The organism is Seongchinamella unica (assembly GCF_004354085.1).
In the GTDB taxonomy this organism is placed as follows: Bacteria; Pseudomonadota; Gammaproteobacteria; order Pseudomonadales; family Halieaceae; genus Halioglobus; species Halioglobus unicus.
This window is the reverse complement of record NZ_SMSE01000002.1, coordinates 75717-98271: the sequence shown is the minus strand read 5'-3', so window position 1 is coordinate 98271 and position 22555 is coordinate 75717. Positions and strand designations below refer to the sequence as shown.

Below are 22555 nucleotides of genomic sequence, written 5' to 3'. Positions count from 1 at the left end.
ACTCCACCCTCCGAGACTAGCAATTCACGTGCTGGCTGTCAGTGCGTCGCAGCGGCGCCCCAGATTTCCTCCAGGCGCTGGTCCCTGCCGCAATTCCAGCGGTAATACTTGTATCGTACGGGGTTTTTCAGATAGTAATCCTGGTGATACTCCTCCACCGGCCAGAATCGGCCGGCATCACGCACTTCCGTGTAGACCTTTTGCCCAGGGAAACGTGCCTCTATCGCCGCCAGGGACTGCTCAACCAGTGCCTTCTCCTCAGCGTTGGCCGGGAAAACGGCGCTGCGATAGCTGAAGCCCTTGTCGCAGAATTGACCGGTATTATCGAAGGGGTCGATGCTCAGCCAGAACAGATCCAGCAGTTCCCGGTAACTGATCACCTCGGGATCGTAGCTGACCTGGATTGCCTCGAAGTGTCCCTCGTGGTTACCTTTGTAGGTGGGATTTTTCAGGGTGCCCCCGGTAAAGCCGGAAATGACGTCTATCACCCCTTCCCTGTCCTGGAAGTCGGACTCCATGCACCAGAAACAGCCCCCGGCAAACTGGGCGGTTGCTGTTCCGGCACTGGCGCTCAGGCTGGCCAGAGCCAACAGGCTGGCGAAGAAAAGACGACGCATTACAGTATCTCCCTGTCTATGGTCTACAGATAGACAGCGAGCCGCAGATTGCGTTCAGTGGCTTTAAGCCCGGGGGGGCCTCAGCCGGTTATTTCCCGCTTCAGTGCTTCCTTGTTGACCCGGTTCTTGTCGCTCTGCACCAGTGGCAGCGACTTCCGGTAAACAATCTTGCTGGGGATCATGTAGGAGGCCAGGTGTTGCTTCAGCTCGAACAGGATTTCCTCCTCGGGGATTTCATGAGCCGAGGAGTACACCAGCACAATTTCCTCCTCAATCAGCTCATTCTCTATGGAGAAAACCGCGCTCTGGTCTATCTGCGGCAGGTTTTTACGCACCACGGATTCGATCTCATAGGGTGACACCCGGAAACCGCGGGTTTTTATCATGTCATCGTGACGTGACACGAAATAGAAATACCCCTCTTCGTCCTTGTAGACGTAATCGCCGGAGGCCACCACGATCTCATCCGTCAACTGGCCCTCCAGGTCGATCACATCCTTGAGAATCTCTATCGACTTGAAGCGCTGCGCGTTTTCCTGCGGGCCGTTCCAGAACCCCCGGTAAATATAGCCGCCACGGTGAATCAATTCGCCCACTTCCCGCGGTGCGCACTCCCGGCCCTGCTCGTTGATGACGTACAGTTCCACGTCCGGTATGGGTTTGCCGATGGAGTCCGGTCGAATCTTCACCTGCGACGGATCCAGATAAGTGGACCGGAAGGCCTCGGTCAGGCCATGCATGGAAAAGAACCGGGCACGGGGAAAGGCCCGTTCACAGTCATTAATCATCCGTTCGGTCACATTGCCACCGGAGGACGTAATGATCCTCAATTTGTCGAACAGCTCCGGGCTGGGCAGGCGCTGGCCGGGATCATCGAACATCTGGGAAATATTCACCGGCATCAGCGGCAGTATGGTCACCTCGTCATCGATCAGGTGATTGAAAAAATCATCCGGCAGAATAAAGCGGTGCAGGGCCAGGGTGGCCTTTTTGTACAGTGCACAGAAAATCTGGTTGAGGCCGTAGTCGAGGTTGAACAGCAGGATGCCGGATATGACGTCAGTCTCTTCCAGCTTGAGATACTGGGACACCACCCGTGCGGAATCGATCAGGTTGCGGTGTGAGATCACAATGCCCTTGGGCGTACCGGTCAAACCGAAGGAATAGGTGATCACCGCGTTATTGTGGCCGCTGATATCGCAGCTGTAGGGCTTGTTGTAGTACTTGTAGATTTCCTCGAAGGAATCCACATCCCTGCCGACGCTCTCGTAGGAAATCACCTTACCGTCAAACTCGATTTCCTCAATGCTTTCGAGCTTGATACGGTCGGTAATGATGCAGCGGATACCGCAGTCGTTGATGATGTATTCCACCTGCTCCGGCTTGAGCAGTCGGGTCAGCGGCACCAGCACATAATCGGTAGACAGAATCGCCAGTATCGCGATCACCTGCTCCATGCCCTTGTTGGAATACACCCCGACACGGGCGTTTTTGGGCAGCCCCAGTTCATCCAGGTAGCAGGCCACCTGGTTAACCCGGCTGAACAGCTCGCCGTAGTTGATCCGTTTGCCGTTGAAGATCAGAGCGGTCTTGTCGCTGTGGGTTTCGACGGCGCCTTCGAGAATGGAGCGGATGCAGTTGATCGACATAACGTTATACCTTTGTGCCCAGGGTCCAGATATCGTAGTTGCTGTCCAGAACGGCAACCGGATTATGGTCCGAGCTCAGAATCTTGCGATAGAAGAACGCGATAATGGTCTGGATTTCCTCGACCGTCAGCACCTTGGTAATGCCGCCGGTGAGAACAATGGAGTTGATGGCCAGTAATTTCAGGCTGATGTAGGCCTCACCGTAGGGCGACATCTTGTACAACACCAGGAAGATAGCCAGTTGCATCAGGATGCGAGTGGCCTTGTCACTGTCCTCGTTGTAAATATTCTCGGTAGCGCCCAGGTGCATCAGCAGTTCATAGACAAACTCGTTGGCCTGGGCGGCCAGCACCAGCGACTGCCGCGACTTGTACACTCCCAGGCGTTTGAACACCAGCCGGTCGTACTCGTTTTCAGTGACGATATTTTCGTCCACAAGGTCCTTGGAATAGTGAATATCAGTGGTGGCGCCACCAATATCCAGCAGTATGAAGGGGTTGGCAACCGACACCCGGCTCTCGATGTGGGGCAGCGCCCGGTTGACAATATAAGGCGTTGAGAAAATCTGGTTGGAGGTAATCTGGTAGAGGTTCTTGATGTCCTCCTTACCCTCAATATCCTGCTGGTAGAGATTGGTCAGGTAGTCCTTCAGGTGTTCCTCGACGATGTGCAGGCGATCGTCAATGACATTGGGCAACACGACCAGGTGATCGATATTCCGGCTGACCTGCTGCGCATCCTGTGCCGATCCGACAAACACTGCATTTGAGTATCGCAATTGGCCCACATAGTCATACAGCGCCGGTGAGAACAGACCCGAGTGGGAATCCACGCCGCCGACAATAATCACCACGTCGATGAGATCGCTGGGAATAGAATATTCCTCGATATTCTGGAACAGAATGGTATCGATAATATTGATGCCGGCATTGAAGGCGATATTGGTCGCATACTTGAGGGAAAAGGACTGGGTAACGCCGATAATGAGGGTGCTCAGTCCACCGTTGGCAGAAGAACAGATGTAGACCTCGTCCTTGCCGAAGCGCTCCAGCGTATCGCCGCACTTGTTGCGCAGGTCTTCGAGAATATCGCGATTGAAATCGCGGAAGTGTTGCTCGATGCTGTCCGGCGTGCACAGCTTGAAATAGGTACTGCCCACGTCGATCAGCAACCTGTTATCCGCCCCGCTCATTGCATGATACCTATATCGTGAATGATATCGTTGACGATACTGGTGGTGTCCTTGCTGAGGTCACAACGGGATTTATCGTACTCGTAACAACGATCCGGAATGGGGACATTGCCCCGTTCAATGATGCGAATATTCTTGCCGGCATCACGGATGGTGATCATTTCATTCTGGTTAATAATATGCGGCGAAAACGGGACATCGATAATCCCATTCTTGATACAGTTAAACACCTTGCGCCAGAGGGTATCTGCAGGATCGTTGAAGACCGCCTCCATGATTGCGGTGACCTGCAGGGTCAGCATCTCTTCCTCTTCCTCATCGACCACATTCGGCAGGCCGTTGAGAATACGCAGGCAGTACTGGGTATCGGCCACGGTCTTGGCATTGGCCTCCTTGGTGGGAATACCGGTGGCCTCCTGTCGCGTCTTGGTGATAATCTTGTCGGCACCCACCATGGCGGCAATCACCGTGGACAGGTTGATCAACTGGTCGGCGTAATCCTGGTTGGTGGGGAAAGCCCCCATCCACTGGTGGTAGACCAGGTTGATGGCCGCATCGCCGCAGTCGATTTCTCCGGCGTAGTGGCGGGCGAGTTTTTTCAGTACCGCGCCGGTCACAATGTCCTGGTTCATCGACCCCTGCTGGGCGAAAGACACGGAGAATGACTTCACCCCCTCCTCCAGCGACAACAGCATTTCCAGCAGTTGAATAACAATGGTGATCGATGGCGGCACCAGGGTCGCGGTCAGTGGGCCAAAGGATTCACGGTTAATGGGCTCATTGAGCTGGGAATAATTCGCGCACACCCGCTCAACGTATTTCCAGTACAGGAACGCCTTGTCCAGCGGGAAATTCTTGGAGTACGGCAACAGGTAGGTAATGGGTCCGCCCTCGATCTCGAAGATACCCGAGGCAATGGCCGTCTCGATCAGCAGCCGCGCGTCCGGCGTACCGTGGCGCAGGCTCACCGGCTTGTCGAAATGGGTGATCATCTTGCGGGTCGTGCGATAGCCATGTGTCACCAGTGGATAGCCGTTGAGCATATCCATATCGTTCTCTTCGCTGAGCCGCAGCATTTTCTTGGCGGTTGCATAGTCGTTCAGGCGGGTGTTGGAGTCGATGGTCAGCGGCAACACGTCGACGTTGGCATCGACAAAGTACTCATACAGCGCGAATTGCTGCTGGTAGGTGGGAAAGCCGCCCCGGGGCTGCACCAGCATTTTGTTCTTGCGGGCAAAATGGTGGGAGATAAACAGTTCCTTGCTGGCGTTGCTGACAAATTCTGCGACTTCGGCAAAATCGAAACTGTCCACATACTCGTTGCTGAGTATGATTTCCCTCTCTTCCTGCAGCAGGCTCACGCTGGAAACCTCTGGTCGACCAGTTCCTGCAACATATCCAGCCCGGTATTGAGATCCACCTGGTGGCATACCAGGTCGAAACCATAGTTCTTGTAACGGGCAACGATTTCCTCGGGGTCGCCACTACCGACAACCAGGTTACCCCCAATCATCAGGACCACATCGTCCAGGGTCTTGTACCTCGACTTGAGCAGCCGGACCTCCCGGCCCCAGCCCTCGGCTTCACCGTTGAGCGAGGAGATCATCAATACCTCCGCGCCGGTTTCCACCACCGCATCAAAAAATTCCTCCAGGTGGGTGTTTACCCCGAGGTTGTAGACCTCGTAGCCCCTGGCGCGCAGGGAGAGGTCAATCAGTCGGTTGGCGACCACGTGGATGTCGTTACCCACTACGCCGGTTACTACCTTCATGTGCTTTGCTGCCTGGTTATCCGGCGCGTTGCCAGCTCTGCCAACGCGCCATAAAACGTAATACTATCAAAAGTTTATGCCGAATACGGGGTCGCGGTGCTAGAATTCCCCCGCGAACATCAGTTGAGAGGATTCTCCATGGCATTTTTCACCGCCGACATCTGTGACGAACACAGCGACAAGGCCAACGTATTGGGCCCCGGCTATCAAAACTACGGTGGCGCGGAAAAATGCCGGGGCGAGATTATCACCATAAAGCTCGACCGGAACAACTCCGACCTGATCACCCTGTTACGGGATGAAGACGGCAGTGGCAAGGTAGTGGTGGTGGATGTGGATGCGGCCTACTACGCGGTGGTGGGTGAGAACCTGATGAAGTTCGCCCACCAGAACCATTACAGTGGCATCGTCATCAATGGCTATGTGCGCGATACCCTGCAGATCGCGGACATTCCGGTGGCGCTGTTCGCGCTGGGCACCTGTTCGCGCAAGTATATTCCGGTTACCACCGGGGAACGCGGTGCGGTGCTCAACTTTGGCGGCGTTGAGTTCAGGCCCGGAGCGTACCTGTACGCGGACCGGGACGGGGTGATTGTTTGTCCGCAGCAGGTGGATTAGGCCCTGCGTCACGATACTCGACTACCCATACCGTCGTTCAGGAGTTCCCCTCCCGTCATCCCCGCGCAGGCGGGGATCCAGCGACGGTGGAGACAGCTGCCGTTTTGGAGACACTGGATTCCCGCTTTCGCGGGAATGACGGGGTGGCGGGAATGACGGGGTGGCGGGAATGACGGGATGGCGGGAAGCTACAACACCCGCGCTATACTCTCCGCCAGGTAGTCCACGTTATCCGGGGCAATTGCCGCAATACTGATCCGGCTGGAGCCGACAATATAAATACTGTTCTCCTCCTGCAGCCGCTGCACCTGTGCCTGGTCAATCCCCAGGAAAGAGAACATGCCCTTCTGGCGGGTGATAAAGCTGAAATCGCGAGTCACGCTTTTCTCTGCCAACTTGTCCACCAGGAGCTGGCGCATACCACCGATGCGGTCGCGCATCTCCCTGAGCTCTTCATGCCAGCGAGCGGTGAGTTCACTGGAATCGAGAATGGTCTCGACAATGGCGGCGCCGTGGGCCGGTGGCATGGAGTAGTTCACCCGCACGGTCGGCAGCAGCACGGAGTAGATGATGTCCGCCGCCTCGGCGCTCCTGCCGATGATGGAACAGGCGCCGATCCGCTCCCGATACAGGCCAAAATTCTTGGAGCAGGAGCCGCAGATAATCATCTCGTCCACGGCATCTGCCAGCAGGCGCAGGCCACTGGCGTCCTCATCCAGCCCCTCACCGAAGCCCTGGTAAGCCATGTCCACCACGGGCAGGAAGCCCACTTCCCGGGCCAGTTCAGCCACTTGCTGCCACTGCTGCTGGTCCAGATCCATGCCACTGGGATTGTGGCAGCAGGCGTGAATCAGTACCGCATCATCGGCGGTCACCTGTCCGAGGGCTTCAAGCATGCCGTCGAAGTCCAGGCACTTGTTCTCATAGTCGTAGTAGGGGTAGGTTTTTACCGTCAGCCCCGCGGCGGCAAACACGCCCTGGTGATTGGCCCAGGTCGGATTGCTCACCCAGATGGTGGTGCCCGGCTTGCAGGCCCTGATGAACTCGCCGGCAATTCGCAGGGCGCCGGTGCCTCCCGGGGTGGAGATCGTGCGGATGCGATTTTCCGCGATGACCCGGTGCTCGCCCAGCATCAGTTCGGTCATTTTTTCGTTGAACAGGGGCGACCCGGCGGAGTTGATGTAGGTCTTGCTGGTTTCCGTGTCTAACCGGATCTGCTCCGCGGCCTTGACGCAATCCAGTACCGGCGTATTTCCCTGCGCATCCTTGTAGATCCCGGCACCGAGGTCAATCTTCTTCGGGTTGCTATCGGCCTTGAACTTAACGGTAAGGCCAAGAATGGGGTCCGCAGGACGCGGTTCTAGTTCTGAGAACATGGCATTAGGCACCTGATAACACGACGGATCGACATTGCCGGAGGACCTGCGATCAGGTCACCGGCTGCGAAGGCCGGGAATTATAGCGGAAGATTGCTGGCCAACAGAAGCATTGTCGTGGGTCGATTGTCATCTGCCAAAAGAGCGGAGATATCCTCGACTTCGAATGCGTTCTGTAAAGGGGCCATGTGAAGATAATCGCTCTGCATGTCTCTCTGCTCTTCAATAACGGCCACGCACTATCGCGGGACTGAGATCTCCATTCGCGGCATGCTGTCTGGCATGCCACCCAAAGCCACCGCGCAGCGGGAAAAGCCATTGAAGTAGGCCATCAACAATGCCAGATGGACCTGCTCCACCTCACTCAGTTGTTCATCCAGCGCAGTTTGTAATTCAGGATCGGGTTTAGAGGGATTGTGCAGGTAGTGATCCACGAACCGCACAATGCTCTGCTGGCGCGCCGTCAGGCCGCCATCTTCAGCGCGCATGCTGCTGACCACCTCTTCGCTGAGACCGTCCTCCACCGCGATGTCATAGCGCACCGCCTGGCACATTACACAGCCCACGTGACCCGCATTGCGCAGCCGCGCCAGCTCAATTTCCGCCGGCGTTAACGGCCCCTTGTCCCAGATCGCCACCGTAAGCTGCAGGTAATGTGGTAACGTTTCCGGCACCAGACCGAGCGCGGAATCCCGAATCAGGTTACCGGTGTCCGACCTGGGGCTTTGTACACGTGGTTTTATGCTCATGACGCGTTCAACTCCAGAGTTTCAAGGTCCCAGATCAGGCCCAGTCGGGTGACCGCGTCAAACACCCCCAACGCCTGCACCAATGCGACCAGGCCCACATCACCGTAATGCTGTTTTACCGCATCGGCCTGGGCATCGGTGATGGCGCGAGCATCCATGGCGTGAATCTCGGTGAATTCCAGACAGGCTTTCTCGGCGTCAGAGTAGACGGGGCTGCTCGGCCAATGTTTCAAATCCTCGCGCTGTTGAGCAGAAAGGCCAAACTGCTCATGGCGCCATGCCAGGTCACTCCCCAGCAGTTGGGCCTGTCGCAGGCGACACAGTTCGAGGGTCTCGGCGGGCAACGACTCCAGGGTCCAGAAGGCGCGATAAAGCGCGGCAAATGGCTGCGCGATCTCCGCCAGGCTGCGTGTCGCCCGGGCATAGGTGCCAGCATCAGCGTTGATGTCAGCCATCGGTTGGGACCAGTAATGCAAATGCCCAGCCTCTTTCCGCCTGCTGCTTTAACAGCGACAGGGTCCGCTTCATAAGCGGACTGAGGTCCCAGTCATCGAGGTTGTCATACCCGGAGGCGATGACAATCGCTTCAGCCTCCACTGCCCTGCCGTCCAGCGAAAAATTTATGGCCGGTCGCTGCTTCAGGTTCTTGACCCAGAAAGAACGCTTGCCGCGTGCGGTTGAAATCAGGCGATACGGACCCAGGCGTAAACTCCACAGCGGTGTGCGGCGGCGCTGGCCGCTTTTGAAGCCGATTGACTCCAGCACAATCAGGCTGGCCGGCGTCCAGGCCGGTGAGCCCAGGCCGCGCGAGACCAGTGGTTCAACAACGCCGTTGATCCTGCGGAAGAACTGCTGTTCAAATTGAGCAATTGCTGTTGCCATTGTCGTTAGCCCTCACGCTGGAAGCTGAGGCCTGCATTGTCCTGCAGGCGGTCGATCAAGGCCGAGCCAAGTGCTGCAGCCGGTGTCCAAATACCACCGCTGGCCGCTTCAGGGTTCAGGGCAAGACACACCGCGGCTTCGGCAATCATTTTACTGGTAGAACCATAACCGGGATCCCTGTCGCCTTTTACGCTGGCCACCACCTGATAGCCCGAGTCGTTGGAACCAACGAACATCACGTCGTAGTTGCCGTTGTCACGTTCCTCTTTACTGGGTCCTTCTCCCGGCTGAAGCTTCGACTTCGCCATGGACTTGTCACTCGCCACCGCATTGGCGATAGCCTCGCCCTGCTCGCCGGGGCCCGTGAGCAACATCTCGTCATAAACGAAATCTGCGCCATAGGCATGACCCTGCAGATAGTTGGAGCGATGAATGTTCTTGGTATTAATGGTCGCCATCACAAAAGGCGCAGACCAACTGTCCAGGTCATCCTCATGCAGCGGTGCAAGACCCGAGGGCTGCTCCGGCCCAACAAACTCTTCGGTCAGGGCAAAGGGATTCATCAACACACTCACCAGTTCGGGATTTTCTCCGGCTGCGGCCATGGTTGCCTTGAAACTGGCCAGGGTCCCCCCGGACATACTGCCATTCATTGCGCGAACCCGACCTTTCACCCGGTTCAATGGCGCCTGATCATCTGCCGCAGCGAGCTGTTGCAGGTAGTACACACCAAGGTCGAAGGGTATGGAATCAAACCCGCAGGAGAAGACAATGCGAGCACCGCTGGCGCGGGCAGCATCGCTATGGGCTGCAATCATCTCATGCATCCAGCCGGGTTCACCGCACAAGTCCACATAATCCGTACCCGCCTCGGCACAGGCCTTCACAATATCGGAGCCATAAAGCTGGTAAGGGCCCACCGTTGTCAGCAGCACTTTGGTACGCCCAACCATGGCCTTCACCGAAGCCTGGTCGGCGGAGTCAGCAACGACCAGGGGCACTGCATCAGCGATACCCATCTCCTCGCGTACCTGCTTCAGCTTTGCCTCGCTGCGGCCCGCCATCGCCCACTTGATATCGCCATCGACGCCATACTGGACCTGCAGGTACTCACACACCAGGCGGCCGGTGAAGCCGCTGGCGCCATAAACAATGATGTCCAGATCGGGTTGCTGGGACATGGTAATTCTCCTTTGCCGCCAAGGCGGTTACTGGTAAGTTTCAGGCCTGCTCGTCGGCAAGCACGGCAAGCAACTGCTCGCAGGTGTGTTTGATGGTCTCTGCCTGGGCGGCATCCACCCCCAGGCTACAAGCCAGTTGGCCAGGTATATTTTTCGCTTTATTACGCAGGGCCATGCCCGCTGGCGTCACCGCGATCAGGCGCACGCGCTCGTCTTCAGTATCCCGGGCGCGGCTCACCAGACCCTTGGACTCAAGTCGCTTGAGCAATGGGGTCAGCGTTCCGGAGTCCAGTGACATCTGCTGGCCCAGGGCCTTGACGCTCATCTGCTTATGCTCCCACAGCAACATCAGCGTCATGTATTGCAAATAGGTTAAATCCAGATCTTGCAGCAACGGGCGGTAGGCTCGCACCACTGCGTTGGCCGCGGCATACAAGGGAAAACAGACCTGGTTGTGAAATCGCAGCGCTTCTTCAGCTTTCAAGGGTTTTCTCCAATCTAACGCCGGTTATACGGATTGCTTGCGCAGCCAGTTCATCTGCAGGGCCAACATGATGAAGAACAGCAAAGTGATTACAGCGAACGTCTTCAGCAGCAGGGGGTCCTGCAGTGAACCGACCATAGGGGCATCCATCGGGAAGCGGGTCAGTATTTCGGTAGCAGTAGGCAGCAGGTGAAACAGGACAGTCACGGAGAAGCAAAGCGCAACGAAATACTTCTGCAGGCCGCCGAGAAAGCTTACTCGGGACGCCGCGATGCCCAAGAGTACAGCAACAATGGTCAATACCGCCAGGCCGTGGGCGGCGTTGGGGCCACCGTGGCGGAAAATGACCAGGGCACTGGCGGCAGTCAGTACCGTGGCGCCCAGGTAAAAGCGCGCCAGTGGCCGTTGCAAGCGGATCCGCTTGTCCTGAACAAGCAAAACGCCCACTGCCAGCATGGCGGCAATGCCAAGTACGGTGTGAAAGATGCCGATTGGGCTCAGTAACATAACGAAACATCCCGTCTTTGATGACGGGGAAAGACTAGCCCATATATCAATTGCATGCAACTATATTGTGCGCAATTTATTTAACGGCCACCGAGCAGCCGCTGGATTCACCTATAGCAATCGCTGGCTGTTGCAGGCCTACTTGAGCTCGGACGAAGATTTTCCCAGCACCTGCCGTGCCACAATCAATTGCTGTATCTGCTGAGTACCTTCAAAGATATCGAGGATCTTGGAATCCCGGGCAAACTTTTCCAGCAACGCATTCTCGCTGTAGCCCAAAGACTGGCACATTTCCACGCAGCGCAGGGTCACCTGGTTACCCATTCGCCCCGCCTTGGCCTTGCACATGGATGCCTCTTTGGAGTTGGGCATCCTGTTGTCGGCCATCCACGCGGCCTTGTGCACCAGCAAGCGGGCAGCGTTCCATTCCGCCTCCATTCTGTACAAGTCAGCCTCCAACGCCGAAAGATTGGCCGGGGACTTCTCGAACTTCAGCTCAACCCCCTCCTTTGCCAGAATTTCCTGGGTCAGGTCCAGCGCGGCCCTGGCGGTGCCGATGGCCATGGATGCCACCGGCGGGCGCGTATTATCGAAGGTTTGCATCACACCGCCAAACGCCTTCTTGCGGGCCTCTGCGGTTGCCGCCACTTCTGCACTACCGAGAATGTTTTCACGAGGAATCCGGCAGTCCGTGAAGGTGATGGCCGCCGTGTCAGATGCGCGAATGCCCATTTTGTGTTCCAACCGGACCACCTCGCAACCCGGTGTACCCTTCTCCACGATAAAGGACTTGATCGCCGCCTTGCCCAGCGACTTATCGAGAGTGGCCCAAACCACCAGTGTATCGCAACGCTCACCGTCCGTGACGTAGATCTTTTCGCCGTTGAGCACCCACTCGTCACCGTCAGCCACTGCAGTCGTGGAAATATTGGCCGAGTCAGAGCCAGTACCCGGCTCGGTAATGCACATGGCCGCATAGGAGTTGCCGTACTTGTCACGCTGCTCGGGGGTGCCCACGGCATTGATCGCCGCATTACCCAGCCCGCTGCCGGGAATGGCCAGGAACAAGCCAACATCACCCCAGCACAAGCCTTCAAGACCGATCACAGCGCCCATATTGGCGCCATTTACAACCTTGCCGTCGGCCGGCTTAGCGGATCCCTGTGGCGCCCCGCGACGCGAGCCCAGCAGCTTGGCGACCTCTTCCATCTCTTTCGGGTAGGTATGCTCCTCACGGTCATATTTGCGCGAATAAGGACGCATCATGTGCTCTGCCAGCAGTCTGGTGTTTTTCAGGACTTCTTCGTGGGCTGCTGAGATTTCCAGATTAATCATTTTTTTGCTCGCTACTGAGAGTTTCAGATTAGACGCTGGCGACGCCTTCAAGAATGCCAATTGCCCGCAGGTTACGGTACCACTGCTCTACCGGGTGCTCGCGACAGAACCCGTGGCCGCCCAGCAGTTGGACCCCGTCCGTGCCGATCTTCATCGCGTGTTCGCTGCAGAACGCCTTGGCCAGGTAGGCCTGTTGATGAAAGTCCATCCCCTGCTCTGCCCGGGACGCGGCCTTCCAGGTCATCAGCCGCATGGCTTCCAGTTCGATCGCCATGTCGGCGATCATGAACGCTACCGACTGACGATGGGTGATTGGCTCACCAAAGGCCACCCTGTCGTTACAATAGTCCACCACATAGTCAAGCACAGCCTGACAGGTGCCCACCGCCAGAGCACAAACGCCAATACGCGACAGATCGATAAAGCGTTGCAGATCGAACAGGCCGTCACCCAGTAAGCTGTCGGCAGGCAATGCAACCTGCTCAAACGTCAAGGTGGCGGTTTCGACGGCGCGCAGGCCCATATTGGATTCCAACTCGCGACTCAGGCCTTGCGGCGTTCCCTCTACAATAAATGCAGCAGGACCCTCGGTAGCCAGCTGCGCGACGACCAGCAGGAGTTCAGCACTAACGCCCAGGGGCACCAGCGACTTGACACCATCGAGAACAAAACCGTTATCGGTCCGTTTCGCCGTCATTCGAGGCTCGGTGGGCTCGAAGGTGGCGCGCGGTTCCATCAATGCGGTTGTGGCTGCGACAAAGTGTTCACCACAAAAGCGCGGCAAGTATTTTTCACGCTGAGCGTCCGTCCCCTGATCCAGTAGCGTATTCACGAATGCCAGTGGCGTAATGCTGCCCAGCGCGAGGGAGAGGTCGCCGTGGGCCAGGTCTTCTGCATTCAGGGCGTTGGATATACAGGCGCGACCGACACCCGCGCCGCCCAGCGCCTCCGGCACCGGCATCAGCGCGAGACCCAGTTCCATCGTGCGCTGGTAAAATCCTTCCGGTGTTGCAGCAGACTCGTCCGCGTTCTTGGCCACCGGCCGAATATCGTTTTTGGCAAAGCGCTGCACCGTATCGCGGTTCATGCGCTGATCGTCGGTGAGCGTCAGGTCGAACAAGCGATCATCTACTGCATCAGTCATTGGTATTCCTTAATCTGGCGTTTGTCCGAATTTACTTCTGGACCAGTTTCTGCGCATTGTTGGCAAAGGCCTCGGCCTCCTTCTCATCTTCAAGCAGGTTGCCCAGGCTGAAAGGTACCTCAATACCTGCTGCCATGCCCGGTTGGTCACGCATTACCAGCAACCAGCGGTCCAGGTTATCAAGGCCGTCGATAGAGACGCCTGACCACTTGTAGGTACGCACCCAGCACCAGTTGGCGATGTCGGCGATGGAATAATCATCGGCCAGCCATTCATTCTCTGCGAGATGCCCGTCCAGAACCTCAAACAGGCGTCGACACTCGTTCTGGTATCGATCGATGGCCGCCGGTAACTTCTCCGGGAAATAGCGAAAAAACACATTGGCCTGCCCCATCATTGGACCGACACCGCCCATCTGGAACATCAACCATTGAATCACCCGCGAGCGTCCCAGAGAGTCGGTGGGTAACAGTTTTCCGGCTTTCTCTGCCAGGTAGATCATGATGGCCCCGGACTCGAAAACCGGAAAGCTGTCCGCTTCACGGTCCACGATTGCCGGTATCCGGCCGTTGGGGTTGAGCCTCAGGAATTCAGGCGTGCGCTGCTCGCCTTCCGAAATATTAACGAAATGTGTCTGGTAAGGAATCTCCAGGGCTTCCAGGGTGCACGATGCCTTGTGACCATTGGGAGTGGGTGCGGTATACAAATCGATCATGGCAACTCCTGTTACCGTTAGCTGTGATAGCGTGAGTGGAGGCTAATTGTCTCCGGAGACAGGTAAGGCGTCGACCCTAAGCCAGTCAATGAGGATTTCGCGACCGACCCGTTCGGGAAACTGGTCATTGCGCACCACGGTGCCTATCCCTTGTTCCAGACTGATTTCGATCCAGCCCGGTTCGTCGGCATGCTTCCAAATCCCGGAAATATCGCTGGCCAGCGTCAGCGGCGCAAGCAGCACCGCGAATACAATCAGTGCTTTACGTCTCATGGTTTTGTGTCCATGGATTATCCGTTGAGTTCTCGCGCGGTCAGCTTGCCCAGCTGGGACATATGTACCTCATCGGGGCCATCGGCAATGCGTGAGAACCGCGCCAGCGTAAATACCTCGGGGATCAGGGTGTCCTGACACACACCCATGCCGCCAAACACCTGCATGGCGCGGTCGGCCACCTGCTGCGCCATATTGGGGGCAACGATCTTGACCATGGAGATATAGGGTATCGCCGCTTTCATACCCTGGGTGTCCATTACGTGGGCGGCCTGCAGGGTCAGCAGTCGGGCCTGCTCGATATCACAGCGACAGCGGGCGATCTCATGCTGCACGCTGGTTTTCTTGATCAGCTTCTCCCCGAAAGCAACGCGGTCATCTGCACGCGCGCACATCAGTTCCAGGCACCGCTGGGCCAGACCCACCAGGCCCATGGCGTACTGGAATCGGCCCGGGCCAAGCCGGCCCTGGGCAATTTCAAAACCACAGCCCTCGCCCTTGATCATATTGCTCACCGGCACCCGGACATTGTCGAACAGGAATTCCGCTTCACCGCCAGGCGAGTGAAGATTGTCGAATACACGCAGCTCTCGCACCAGCTTCACCCCGGGGGTGTCGCGAGGCACGAGAATAGTCGAATGCTGGCGGTGCCGGTCGTTCTCCGGATTGGATTTACCCATCACCAGCATGATTTTGCAGCGCGGGTTAATCGCATTGGTAGTCCACCACTTGCGCCCGTTAAGCACGTATTCGTCGCCGTCGCGAATTATCTCGAGCTCCATGTTGGTGGCATCAGAAGAGGCGACCTGTGGTTCAGTCATGGCGTAGGCGCTGCGGATTTCACCCGCAAGAAGAGGCTTCAGCCACTGCTCCTGTTGCTCCTGCGTACCGTACTTCGCCAGTACTTCCATATTGCCGCGATCCGGTGCGTTGCAATTGAACACTGCCTGGGCCCAAATCACCTTGCTCATGGTCTCGAAAAGCGGCGCAATTTCCACGTTGGTCAAACCCGGGCTCCAGGGCTCATACTCGTGAGGGAGGAACAGGTTCCACAATCCCTCGGCCTTGGCCAGCTCGCGCAACTCGTCAAACCAGGGAGGCGTCTCCCAGAGATTGTCCTGGTTAAGCGTCCATTCGTTCCAGTCGTGTTCACGGGGATAAATATGTTCATCCATGAAAACTTCCAGTTTGGTGTTCAGCGCCATCACTTTTTCGCTTGTTTCAAAACCCATTTTATTGTCCCTCTATCTGTTTCGCTGGAGACCAATCCATTCACCGCCTGCCTCCAGCTTTGCTATCCGGGCGAATCGGAGCAGCTGAGCACGCGCACCCATCTCTAAATTCCTTCCGCGTCCATAGAGGCGGATTCGTTACAGTGCTGCGATCTGCGCTGCTGCTGTTTATCCGTTGCGATCAGCTGATGATCAGGCGCTCGCGAGCATCAAAACATATTGTCACATAAACTGCCATTATGTAAACCTGCCACGCTAACAAATCCGGCACATAGGCGCAGCGGGAAACGCCGAGTTGCAGCCGCGAACGCGCCCAGGAGTAAGCTATCTATAGAGGCGACCACCAGCTCATCGGCAGCGAGATGATTTTCTTTATGCGCAAGCTGGAAGCCCGGCCAAGGTGCCAGCAAATACCCCGGCGCTATTTGGTCGAGAGCGAGCACTGTTGTGCCCAGGCGCAGCAGCGGATGCCGCCGTCAAAACCCTGTTCGCCGGGCGTGGTATCAAGGGTACATTACCTGGCCTGGAGCCAGTAACAGACCACAAGTTATCAAGCGAGAACTGGCCCGTGTTCAGACAACGCCTGCTTTCAGGCGGCTGACACAACGCAAAACCTCTGCCTGGTAACACTTGCCCCGCTCGTTGAGAAAGTCCAGGTAGTGTAACGACGTGGGCACAAAGGCAAAGCTGATATCATGCTCAGGATGCCACTGAAAGATGGAGCCACCAAAACCCATCCAACCATAAAACCCTTCTCGACCCTGGTTAAAAGCTCGCTCGAGCCGAGGGGATTCGGGGTCACAAGGTTGAAAACAGTCAACCCCGCCCTGGGTAAAGCGAGTCGGCATGACTGCCCCCATACTCGCTTCAACAGGTTTCGCGTGTAGTGCCCGCCAGGCGCTCTCGGAGAGGAACTCCCTCCCTTCAAGTTTACCGCCGGCAGACATCATGGCACCGAGCCTGGCAAGACCACGGGCAGAGCAAGTCGCATTGGCGGAAGAGGTTTCGCCTCTGCCGAAATCGAGCGCATTGAAATAGTCCAGACCGGTCATCTCTCTAAATGCTGGCGGCGGCCTGGACCTGCGAGCGCCCTTGATCAAGGAGGGGATCATCTTGCCTATACGGGCAAGCAACTGGAAAACATTGTGCAATACGCGCCTGCCCAGGAAGCGCGGCAGCAGGCTCTGCCACAGCTGGAAACCTAAGCCAAGGGGCTGTACCGGGAACATGCGCAGCCGTTCCTGTTCATTAACACCCACCATCACATCCGCTCCCAGTGGGCCACTGATTTCCTGTCGCAAAAACTCGCCGATGGTGCGGCCTTCGGGATCAACCCGACGAAACAACTCGTTGATAATCCAGCCACGTGTAATAGCATGATATTCACGCTTTCCGCCCGAATCGTAGCTCAGCCCTTGTTGTTCAATCACGCGGCCAACGGCGTTCTCCTTGATATTTTCGGTAAACAAGTCTTCCGCATCCAGCGGCGTGTCGAAATTCGCCAGGCCAGCCTCATGCCGCATCAGGTCAGCAACAGTCACTCCTTCCTTGCCCTGGGCGCCGAAGTCCGGCCAGTATTGCGTAATTCTCGCGTCATAAGTGATAAGCCCCCGACTGACCAGCACACCGACGGCAATGGCCTCCAGGCTCTTGCCACTACTGAAAATATTGACCAGGGAATCGCCTGAGAAATCCTCGTTACCCGTAGCCGATGCCCAAAGATCGACTACTTTTTTACCTCGGTGATAGACACAGAGTTGGGCATTCTGCTCTGCCAGAGTGCACATTTGTTGCGTAAAGAGTGCTTTAACCGATTCGAAACCTGGCGCTACATCGCCTTTGACGTAATTGACATCCATGCAGATCTGACTCAATTTCCCGACATTGATAAGTGGCTGGATATTGTACCGAGGGCGCTCTATACCAATGCGATTGGTAACCGAATCTCTGCAATCAGTTCATGTAACTCTGTTTACGCGCCTGGTAAAGGTCACACATGCCCTGCATCGCGGGCTCCTCATACTCCCTCAGTCCGCTGAGAACCAGCTTTTTCAGGCCAGTGCCTACAGGACGGCCGGCGTCGGTGATGTTGAAATGTAATTCTGCATCTCCACGTTTTCCCGATACCAGGAGGGTGGCTTTCGAAAGTTCCAACTCCGGGTTACCAAAACCAAGGTGCTCCAGGTTAAAAGACATCCCCTCGTAAATCACCAACGGCCGGGCCGGGTTAATCATGACATTATGCTCTGCCATCAGGGGAACGAGAATTCCCGGGAAGTTGTGCCCGGAGAAAACGACATAGTTACGAATCATGGCTTCTATCAATGCCAGGTCACGGCTGACTTCGCCTGAGCGCTCGACAGTGAGGAATTCCTTGCCCTTGTCGTTTACGATCTCCAGCCTTGAGGCGTCGGTATCGGGAAAGACCAGCGGGGTCAGGGCGCCAACCATCCCCTTGAAACTGAAGGACATACTCTGGCTGATTCCGTAGCTGGAAAGAACCAGCGCGAACAGCAGATCACCCGGGACGCAGAAGCGTCTGGAGTCGGGATCGTGAATGGGATTGAAGTCATCCGAAATCCCCTTGGCGAATTCACTGGCCTGGTCGGCAGTGATTTGAATAAAGCCATTTTCCTTACTGTGGAAAGAATCGAGAAACATAAAACGTTACGGTCCATTTATCGCTGCAGGCGGGAGACCAGCATTGTATCACCTGGAATCCAGTGACAGACCACCATTTTTTGTAAGTCGCAGCCTGCCCCGGATTTTAGTTGGGGGTGTAAACGTACTCGTCGCCCTCAACAAACTTCTCGGCCAGTGTCTTGTCGACCATCACCGGCATTTGCACCACGGACTCATAAAGCGGACCACGAGAACTGGCCTGGTGCTCCGCAAGCAATGCCTCCAGTTCTTGCCGTTTATCCGGACGGCTCGCCGCAAGGCTATTCTGCTCGGTGGGATCAACCGCGAGATTGTAAAGCCATTTCTTCAGGCCATCGGTGGGACGATCATTTACCTGCAGTTTCCAGTCACCGTGGCGCACCACCTGATAGTGGCCGTTCTGCCAGAACAGGATATCGCGGGCCAGGTTATCACCCCCTCCCCTGTCACCAGCGGCAACAGATCGACACCGTCAATTATCACACCTTCAGGTAGCGGCGCTCCAGCAGCGGCCGCCAGCGTGGGCATCATATCGATATGGGCTACGGGAGTATCCACAGAGCCGCCGGCAGTGATTCGGGCCGGCCATTTCACAAACAACGGTACACGCAGAACGCCTTCAAACATGGTGATTTTCCAGCCGCGAAACGGACTGTTCACGTCCGGGATGCCAATATAACCAGCGCCGCCATTGTCGCTGGTAAACACCACCACGGTGTCGTCTCGGCATATGTAAATGCTCCTGTGACGCTACGGACGGTCAATTACAGCGGGTAAGACGTTCTACTTCCAGGGGTTCACTCCACTCCAGTTAGTGGGTCAATTTTGGGGGCAAATCAACATTCTACAGGGCATGTTTCAGGGCATGGCATCAATTTGACATTAATTGTGCCATATCATACCTTTAACCTCAGATCGCGCCGGCGCACTCAGGGACCGACCATGAAAAAGACGTTAATAGCACTGGCTCTGCTGGCCGCGGTGGCGGCAATCGCCTACAGCCAGCGTGCAACCATCGCCACCCGATTAATGGCCAAAGGCCTGGAATCCCGCATGGGCGCTGACATTGTCGCGGAACTGGAAGATGGGCTGCACCTGGCGCTGTGCGGTGCCGGCGGCCCCATGCCCGCTCCCAACGCCTCCGGCCCCTGCGTTGCAGTGGTTGCCGGCAAACAGCTGTTCATGGTGGATGCCGGCACTGACGGGCCCCGCAATCTGGCTCGCATGGGCTACCAGCCCGGCACTGTGAGAGGCGTATTCCTCACCCACTTTCACTCGGATCATATCGATGGCCTGGGGGAAATCAGCACCCTGCGCTGGGCCGGCGGCGATAACGCGACTCCCCTTCCCGTTTACGGCCCCCGCGGAGTGGAACGGGTGGTGGACGGATTCAACGCCGCCTATGCCCAGGATTTTACCTATCGCCATGAGCATCACGGCGACCTCGTGGCTCCCATGAGTGCCGCCGGCATGCAGGCCATACCTTTCGATAAGCCGCCCATGGGTGAACTGACCCTGGTCTACGAGGGTGAAGGACTCAAGGTAGAAATGCTGGCGGTGGATCACTCACCAGTGGAACCTGCGGTGGGATACCGCTTCAGCTACAAGGGACGTTCTCTGCTGATTACCGGCGATACCACCAAGCAGGCCAACATCCGGAAATTCTCCGAGGGGATCGACCTGCTGGTACATGAGGCTCTTGCCCCCAATCTTGTCAACATGATGAACGCAACCGCCAGGAGACTGGGCAACCAGATTATGGCCAAGATTACCTATGACATCCTCGATTACCACGCCAGCCCGGTGGAAGCGGCAGAAACTGCCCGCGATGCCGGTGTTGGCCACCTGCTGTACTACCACATTGTCCCGCCACTGGTAATTCCGGGCCAGGACCTGCTGTACCTGAACGGAGCTGAAGATATCTTCCCCAACTACACCATCGGCGAGGATGGCGTGGCGTTCACGCTACCGGCCAACTCGAAGGAAATCATCAAGACCAGCGCCGGGCTATAGGAAACCAGTAACCGAAAAAATTGGGGACAGACCACGGTTTTAAGGTTTTCCTGGGTCACGGTTTTTCTGCCATATAAACCGTGGTCTGTCCCCAATTACCTAAGAACCCGCGGAGAGACCGTAGCCTGTCTTACTGTCAACCCGCGACCTGTCGCCGATCAAGCTGGCGCTGGATCTCACGGGCGAACAGCCACAGGCGATCCTGCCCCCAGAGAGCCAGTATCTGGTTACCCTGTTCGTCCAGCAGACGGAAACTGGGCACGCCCCAAAGGCCGGCGTCGTACATGGCCAGGCGATTTTCTTCCAGCATCGCTTCCCAGCCAGGCTCACCCAGGTGCTGCCGTGCCTCTCGCCAGTTCAGGCCAGCGGCCTCCACCACCTTGCGCAGCCCGTGGTTGTTGTTGGTATTGATGCCCTTGGCGAAAGCAGCATTGAGGAAACTGGAGAGCAGTTCGTTACCCAGGCCCTGCTGACAGGCCCAGGGGTAGAGGGAATAACAGCGGCGTACCGGGTCGCCTATGGGGTCGTAGAAATTGCCGTACGGCACGCCCGCGTAACGGGCCTCGCGCACCGTATCGGAAAAGATATAAAAACCTTTTTCGCGAGTGGCGGGCACACCGCGCATCACCATGGGCAGTACCGGGCGCACCACCAGATTCACACCTGTATCCTCAGCAAGTTTGACCGTGCGATCAAAGACGATGGATGTGTAGGGGCTGCGCAGCGAGGGATAGACTTCAAGTGTCAAGCTGCCATTGTCCCTGAGCGGGCCGGCCTCCACAGGGGGACGCGGCACCAGCAGCGCTTCCCCAGGTTCGCGATCGGCCCCGAGCTCGGCCAGGCGGCTCTCGAGATGGTAGAGCCGGTCAACTCCCCAGTACCACTCATTGCCATAGTAGAACATTGCGCCGGAGTAATGCTTGAGTTCGGCACGGCGGGCAATACCGGAAGCCAGACGAGCTTCCCGCTCGGCGTCAGTGCCGAAGCCCAGGCTTTCTGCCAGTCCCTGCAGGCGTTGTGCATCGTCTGACCACAGTGCATCCCCCACGTGTGCCGCACACTCGATAAAGCTCTCGTTGTCCTGTGCCGCCAGTATGGCATTCGCCAGATCGACCATGGACGCTTCCAGCGGCTGGGGATGTTCGGGATACTGCAGGCCGTATTCCGGCGCCACATGAAAAGCGTCATAACGGGACAGTCGTAACAGTAACTCTGGCTCTGCTACATTCTTACCCTGGGGGCCACGTACCAGGTGACAGACCAATTCGATATCGTAGCGCTGGGCGAGGTGAAGCAGGACCTGTGAGGCCAGGTGGCTGTAGCCATCGTCCACCTGGTGGAAGTATTCCACGACATGTTTATCGCCAGCCTTGAGGCGCGCTTTTTCCAGCTTTTTCCGCTGTTTTTGCTGTCGTTGCGGGCTGCAGATACGACGTACGATGCGTGAAGTGAGCCAGCGGTGGAATGGACTGGGGTCCATGGAGGCCACGCCACCCTGATCCTTGAATTGCTCAGTCATAAATTACCCCTCCGAGAGCACGATCAGCCTTTGAGCTGTAAATTAATGAGGCTCACCAGGACTTCTATGGTCGACTTGTTGCTCAGACCCTGGTGATAACGCAGGCGGTGCCACATTTCGAAGGAGGCAATCGCGTCTACCGCCTCTCGCTGACTACGCGTTAGTTGTTTCAGTTCCGGCAGCCAGTCATCAAGATCGCGACGCAGTCCGCGCTGGTAGCGGGCGTAATTCCTCCTCAAGGTTTCCGAGCGCCAGAGCTGGGCAGAAGTGGAAAGAATCATGTTACGCTGCTTTTCATAGCCCTCCCCATGTCTTTCTATCGCATGGAGAATACGTTCTTCGAGGGTGCCATCCCGGTCTCCACCAAGAAACAGCGCTTCAGTAGACGCCCGAATCTGTTCGTCGATGGTGGCAAACAGGGTTTCCATGTCCTCGAAGTGACGGAAGAAAGAGCGAATACCCACCCCCGCCTTATCAGAAATTTGTTGCGCGGTAGGAATGAGGTTACCCTCTTCCATCAGTGCCAGTGACGCATCAATGATGGCCTGCTTGCTGCGTTCGCTGCGTGCGCGGCGACCATCAACGACTTCGGGTTTTACGGGTTCCGACATAGCGCCTGACTTTCCTTGTACGTAAA

Annotated in this window: 25 protein-coding genes; 2 read left to right on the top strand and 23 right to left on the bottom strand. The window is 56.8% G+C overall.

From position 1 onward, the window contains the following. Positions 1-38: 38 nt before the first annotated feature. From msrA to glmS, 5 genes are all read right to left on the bottom strand, one after another. Entirely contained in the window at positions 39-617 is a 579-nt protein-coding gene (msrA, locus tag E2F43_RS07555) for a peptide-methionine (S)-S-oxide reductase MsrA (RefSeq protein WP_133211319.1), read from the bottom strand. A gap of 80 nt (positions 618-697) precedes the next feature. Then, positions 698-2266, bottom strand: coding sequence for an AMP-binding protein (locus E2F43_RS07550; protein ID WP_133211318.1), 1569 nt, complete (start codon positions 2264-2266; stop codon positions 698-700). A 4-nt stretch (positions 2267-2270) separates the two neighbouring features. Further along, the gene (locus E2F43_RS07545; protein WP_133211317.1) at positions 2271-3458 is read right to left on the bottom strand and encodes a glutamate mutase L; all 1188 of its coding nucleotides are present in this window, start codon (positions 3456-3458) and stop codon (positions 2271-2273) included. Beyond that, on the bottom strand, positions 3455-4819 hold the full coding sequence (locus E2F43_RS07540; protein ID WP_133211316.1) for a methylaspartate mutase: 1365 nt from the start codon (positions 4817-4819) through the stop codon (positions 3455-3457). Before E2F43_RS07540 ends, E2F43_RS07545 begins: the two co-directional genes overlap by 4 nt. Further along, a complete protein-coding gene (glmS, locus tag E2F43_RS07535; RefSeq protein ID WP_133211314.1) occupies positions 4816-5229 on the bottom strand; it encodes a methylaspartate mutase subunit S in 414 nt (137 codons plus the stop codon). The genes E2F43_RS07540 and glmS overlap by 4 nt, the downstream gene beginning before the upstream one ends. 138 nt (positions 5230-5367) lie before the next feature. Here glmS and rraA point away from each other — a divergent pair, with 138 nt between their 5' ends. Next, positions 5368-5847 carry a ribonuclease E activity regulator RraA gene (gene rraA / locus E2F43_RS07530; protein ID WP_133211312.1) on the top strand — a complete coding sequence of 160 codons (480 nt, stop codon included), beginning with the start codon at positions 5368-5370 and terminating at the stop codon, positions 5845-5847. 188 nt (positions 5848-6035) lie between these two features. Here the strand turns inward: rraA and E2F43_RS07525 are convergent, their stop codons facing one another. From E2F43_RS07525 to E2F43_RS19215, 16 genes are all read right to left on the bottom strand, one after another. Further along, complete coding sequence (locus tag E2F43_RS07525; protein ID WP_133211310.1) at positions 6036-7223, bottom strand: amino acid aminotransferase; 1188 nt, start codon at positions 7221-7223, stop codon at positions 6036-6038. A gap of 239 nt (positions 7224-7462) precedes the next feature. Continuing rightward, complete coding sequence (locus E2F43_RS07520; protein ID WP_133211308.1) at positions 7463-7972, bottom strand: carboxymuconolactone decarboxylase family protein; 510 nt, start codon at positions 7970-7972, stop codon at positions 7463-7465. Continuing rightward, the gene (locus E2F43_RS07515; protein ID WP_133211306.1) at positions 7969-8427 is read right to left on the bottom strand and encodes a carboxymuconolactone decarboxylase family protein; all 459 of its coding nucleotides are present in this window, start codon (positions 8425-8427) and stop codon (positions 7969-7971) included. The genes E2F43_RS07520 and E2F43_RS07515 overlap by 4 nt, the downstream gene beginning before the upstream one ends. After that, a complete protein-coding gene (locus E2F43_RS07510) occupies positions 8420-8854 on the bottom strand; it encodes a nitroreductase/quinone reductase family protein (RefSeq protein ID WP_133211304.1) in 435 nt (144 codons plus the stop codon). The genes E2F43_RS07515 and E2F43_RS07510 overlap by 8 nt, the downstream gene beginning before the upstream one ends. A gap of 5 nt (positions 8855-8859) precedes the next feature. Then, positions 8860-10035, bottom strand: coding sequence for a saccharopine dehydrogenase family protein (locus E2F43_RS07505; RefSeq protein WP_133211302.1), 1176 nt, complete (start codon positions 10033-10035; stop codon positions 8860-8862). Positions 10036-10075: 40 nt separating this feature from the next. Then, a complete protein-coding gene (ohrR, locus tag E2F43_RS07500) occupies positions 10076-10519 on the bottom strand; it encodes a transcriptional regulator OhrR (RefSeq protein ID WP_133211300.1) in 444 nt (147 codons plus the stop codon). A 24-nt stretch (positions 10520-10543) separates the two neighbouring features. Next, positions 10544-11026, bottom strand: coding sequence for a hypothetical protein (locus tag E2F43_RS07495; protein ID WP_133211298.1), 483 nt, complete (start codon positions 11024-11026; stop codon positions 10544-10546). Between the two features lie 138 nt (positions 11027-11164). Continuing rightward, positions 11165-12361, bottom strand: a complete 1197-nt coding sequence (locus E2F43_RS07490) for an acyl-CoA dehydrogenase family protein (RefSeq protein ID WP_133211296.1) — start codon at positions 12359-12361, stop codon at positions 11165-11167. A gap of 28 nt (positions 12362-12389) precedes the next feature. Further along, positions 12390-13505: an acyl-CoA dehydrogenase family protein gene (locus E2F43_RS07485; RefSeq protein ID WP_133211294.1), complete on the bottom strand. Its 1116-nt coding sequence runs from the start codon at positions 13503-13505 to the stop codon at positions 12390-12392. Between the two features lie 31 nt (positions 13506-13536). Beyond that, a complete protein-coding gene (locus tag E2F43_RS07480; RefSeq protein ID WP_133211292.1) occupies positions 13537-14220 on the bottom strand; it encodes a glutathione S-transferase family protein in 684 nt (227 codons plus the stop codon). 42 nt (positions 14221-14262) lie between these two features. Beyond that, positions 14263-14493 (bottom strand): hypothetical protein, encoded by a 231-nt coding sequence (locus E2F43_RS07475; protein WP_133211290.1) that lies wholly within the window; start codon positions 14491-14493, stop codon positions 14263-14265. A 17-nt stretch (positions 14494-14510) separates the two neighbouring features. Then, on the bottom strand, positions 14511-15725 hold the full coding sequence (locus E2F43_RS07470) for an acyl-CoA dehydrogenase family protein (protein ID WP_133211288.1): 1215 nt from the start codon (positions 15723-15725) through the stop codon (positions 14511-14513). 572 nt (positions 15726-16297) lie between these two features. Then, on the bottom strand, positions 16298-17584 hold the full coding sequence (locus E2F43_RS07460; RefSeq protein ID WP_133211286.1) for a serine hydrolase domain-containing protein: 1287 nt from the start codon (positions 17582-17584) through the stop codon (positions 16298-16300). 94 nt (positions 17585-17678) lie between these two features. Then, a complete protein-coding gene (locus E2F43_RS07455; RefSeq protein ID WP_133211284.1) occupies positions 17679-18386 on the bottom strand; it encodes a DUF3581 domain-containing protein in 708 nt (235 codons plus the stop codon). Positions 18387-18492: 106 nt separating this feature from the next. Then, positions 18493-18771, bottom strand: coding sequence for a hypothetical protein (locus E2F43_RS19220; protein WP_238946799.1), 279 nt, complete (start codon positions 18769-18771; stop codon positions 18493-18495). Then, positions 18738-19094, bottom strand: a complete 357-nt coding sequence (locus tag E2F43_RS19215; RefSeq protein ID WP_238946879.1) for a sulfatase/phosphatase domain-containing protein — start codon at positions 19092-19094, stop codon at positions 18738-18740. The genes E2F43_RS19220 and E2F43_RS19215 overlap by 34 nt, the downstream gene beginning before the upstream one ends. A gap of 234 nt (positions 19095-19328) precedes the next feature. Here E2F43_RS19215 and E2F43_RS07445 point away from each other — a divergent pair, with 234 nt between their 5' ends. Further along, entirely contained in the window at positions 19329-20399 is a 1071-nt protein-coding gene (locus E2F43_RS07445) for an MBL fold metallo-hydrolase (protein ID WP_133211282.1), read from the top strand. A gap of 136 nt (positions 20400-20535) precedes the next feature. Here the strand turns inward: E2F43_RS07445 and E2F43_RS07440 are convergent, their stop codons facing one another. Further along, positions 20536-21918: a DsbA family protein gene (locus tag E2F43_RS07440; protein ID WP_133211280.1), complete on the bottom strand. Its 1383-nt coding sequence runs from the start codon at positions 21916-21918 to the stop codon at positions 20536-20538. 23 nt (positions 21919-21941) lie between these two features. Further along, positions 21942-22529 carry a TetR/AcrR family transcriptional regulator gene (locus E2F43_RS07435; protein WP_133211278.1) on the bottom strand — a complete coding sequence of 196 codons (588 nt, stop codon included), beginning with the start codon at positions 22527-22529 and terminating at the stop codon, positions 21942-21944. Between the last annotated feature and the right edge of the window lie 26 nt (positions 22530-22555).

Excerpts from the sequence above, each read along its gene's own strand:
- msrA (WP_133211319.1), bottom strand. The coding sequence starts at position 617 with ATGCGTCGTCTTTTCTTCGCCAGCCTGTTGGCTCTGGCCAGCCTGAGC.
- E2F43_RS07550 (WP_133211318.1), bottom strand. The coding sequence starts at position 2,266 with ATGTCGATCAACTGCATCCGCTCCATTCTCGAAGGCGCCGTCGAAACC.
- E2F43_RS07545 (WP_133211317.1), bottom strand. The coding sequence starts at position 3,458 with ATGAGCGGGGCGGATAACAGGTTGCTGATCGACGTGGGCAGTACCTAT.
- glmS (WP_133211314.1), bottom strand. The coding sequence starts at position 5,229 with ATGAAGGTAGTAACCGGCGTAGTGGGTAACGACATCCACGTGGTCGCC.
- rraA (WP_133211312.1), top strand. The coding sequence starts at position 5,368 with ATGGCATTTTTCACCGCCGACATCTGTGACGAACACAGCGACAAGGCC.
- E2F43_RS07525 (WP_133211310.1), bottom strand. The coding sequence starts at position 7,223 with ATGTTCTCAGAACTAGAACCGCGTCCTGCGGACCCCATTCTTGGCCTT.
- E2F43_RS07520 (WP_133211308.1), bottom strand. The coding sequence starts at position 7,972 with ATGAGCATAAAACCACGTGTACAAAGCCCCAGGTCGGACACCGGTAAC.
- E2F43_RS07515 (WP_133211306.1), bottom strand. The coding sequence starts at position 8,427 with ATGGCTGACATCAACGCTGATGCTGGCACCTATGCCCGGGCGACACGC.
- E2F43_RS07510 (WP_133211304.1), bottom strand. The coding sequence starts at position 8,854 with ATGGCAACAGCAATTGCTCAATTTGAACAGCAGTTCTTCCGCAGGATC.
- E2F43_RS07505 (WP_133211302.1), bottom strand. The coding sequence starts at position 10,035 with ATGTCCCAGCAACCCGATCTGGACATCATTGTTTATGGCGCCAGCGGC.
- E2F43_RS07495 (WP_133211298.1), bottom strand. The coding sequence starts at position 11,026 with ATGTTACTGAGCCCAATCGGCATCTTTCACACCGTACTTGGCATTGCC.
- E2F43_RS07490 (WP_133211296.1), bottom strand. The coding sequence starts at position 12,361 with ATGATTAATCTGGAAATCTCAGCAGCCCACGAAGAAGTCCTGAAAAAC.
- E2F43_RS07485 (WP_133211294.1), bottom strand. The coding sequence starts at position 13,505 with ATGACTGATGCAGTAGATGATCGCTTGTTCGACCTGACGCTCACCGAC.
- E2F43_RS07480 (WP_133211292.1), bottom strand. The coding sequence starts at position 14,220 with ATGATCGATTTGTATACCGCACCCACTCCCAATGGTCACAAGGCATCG.
- E2F43_RS07475 (WP_133211290.1), bottom strand. The coding sequence starts at position 14,493 with ATGAGACGTAAAGCACTGATTGTATTCGCGGTGCTGCTTGCGCCGCTG.
- E2F43_RS07470 (WP_133211288.1), bottom strand. The coding sequence starts at position 15,725 with ATGGGTTTTGAAACAAGCGAAAAAGTGATGGCGCTGAACACCAAACTG.
- E2F43_RS07460 (WP_133211286.1), bottom strand. The coding sequence starts at position 17,584 with ATGGATGTCAATTACGTCAAAGGCGATGTAGCGCCAGGTTTCGAATCG.
- E2F43_RS07455 (WP_133211284.1), bottom strand. The coding sequence starts at position 18,386 with ATGTTTCTCGATTCTTTCCACAGTAAGGAAAATGGCTTTATTCAAATC.
- E2F43_RS07445 (WP_133211282.1), top strand. The coding sequence starts at position 19,329 with ATGAAAAAGACGTTAATAGCACTGGCTCTGCTGGCCGCGGTGGCGGCA.
- E2F43_RS07440 (WP_133211280.1), bottom strand. The coding sequence starts at position 21,918 with ATGACTGAGCAATTCAAGGATCAGGGTGGCGTGGCCTCCATGGACCCC.
- E2F43_RS07435 (WP_133211278.1), bottom strand. The coding sequence starts at position 22,529 with ATGTCGGAACCCGTAAAACCCGAAGTCGTTGATGGTCGCCGCGCACGC.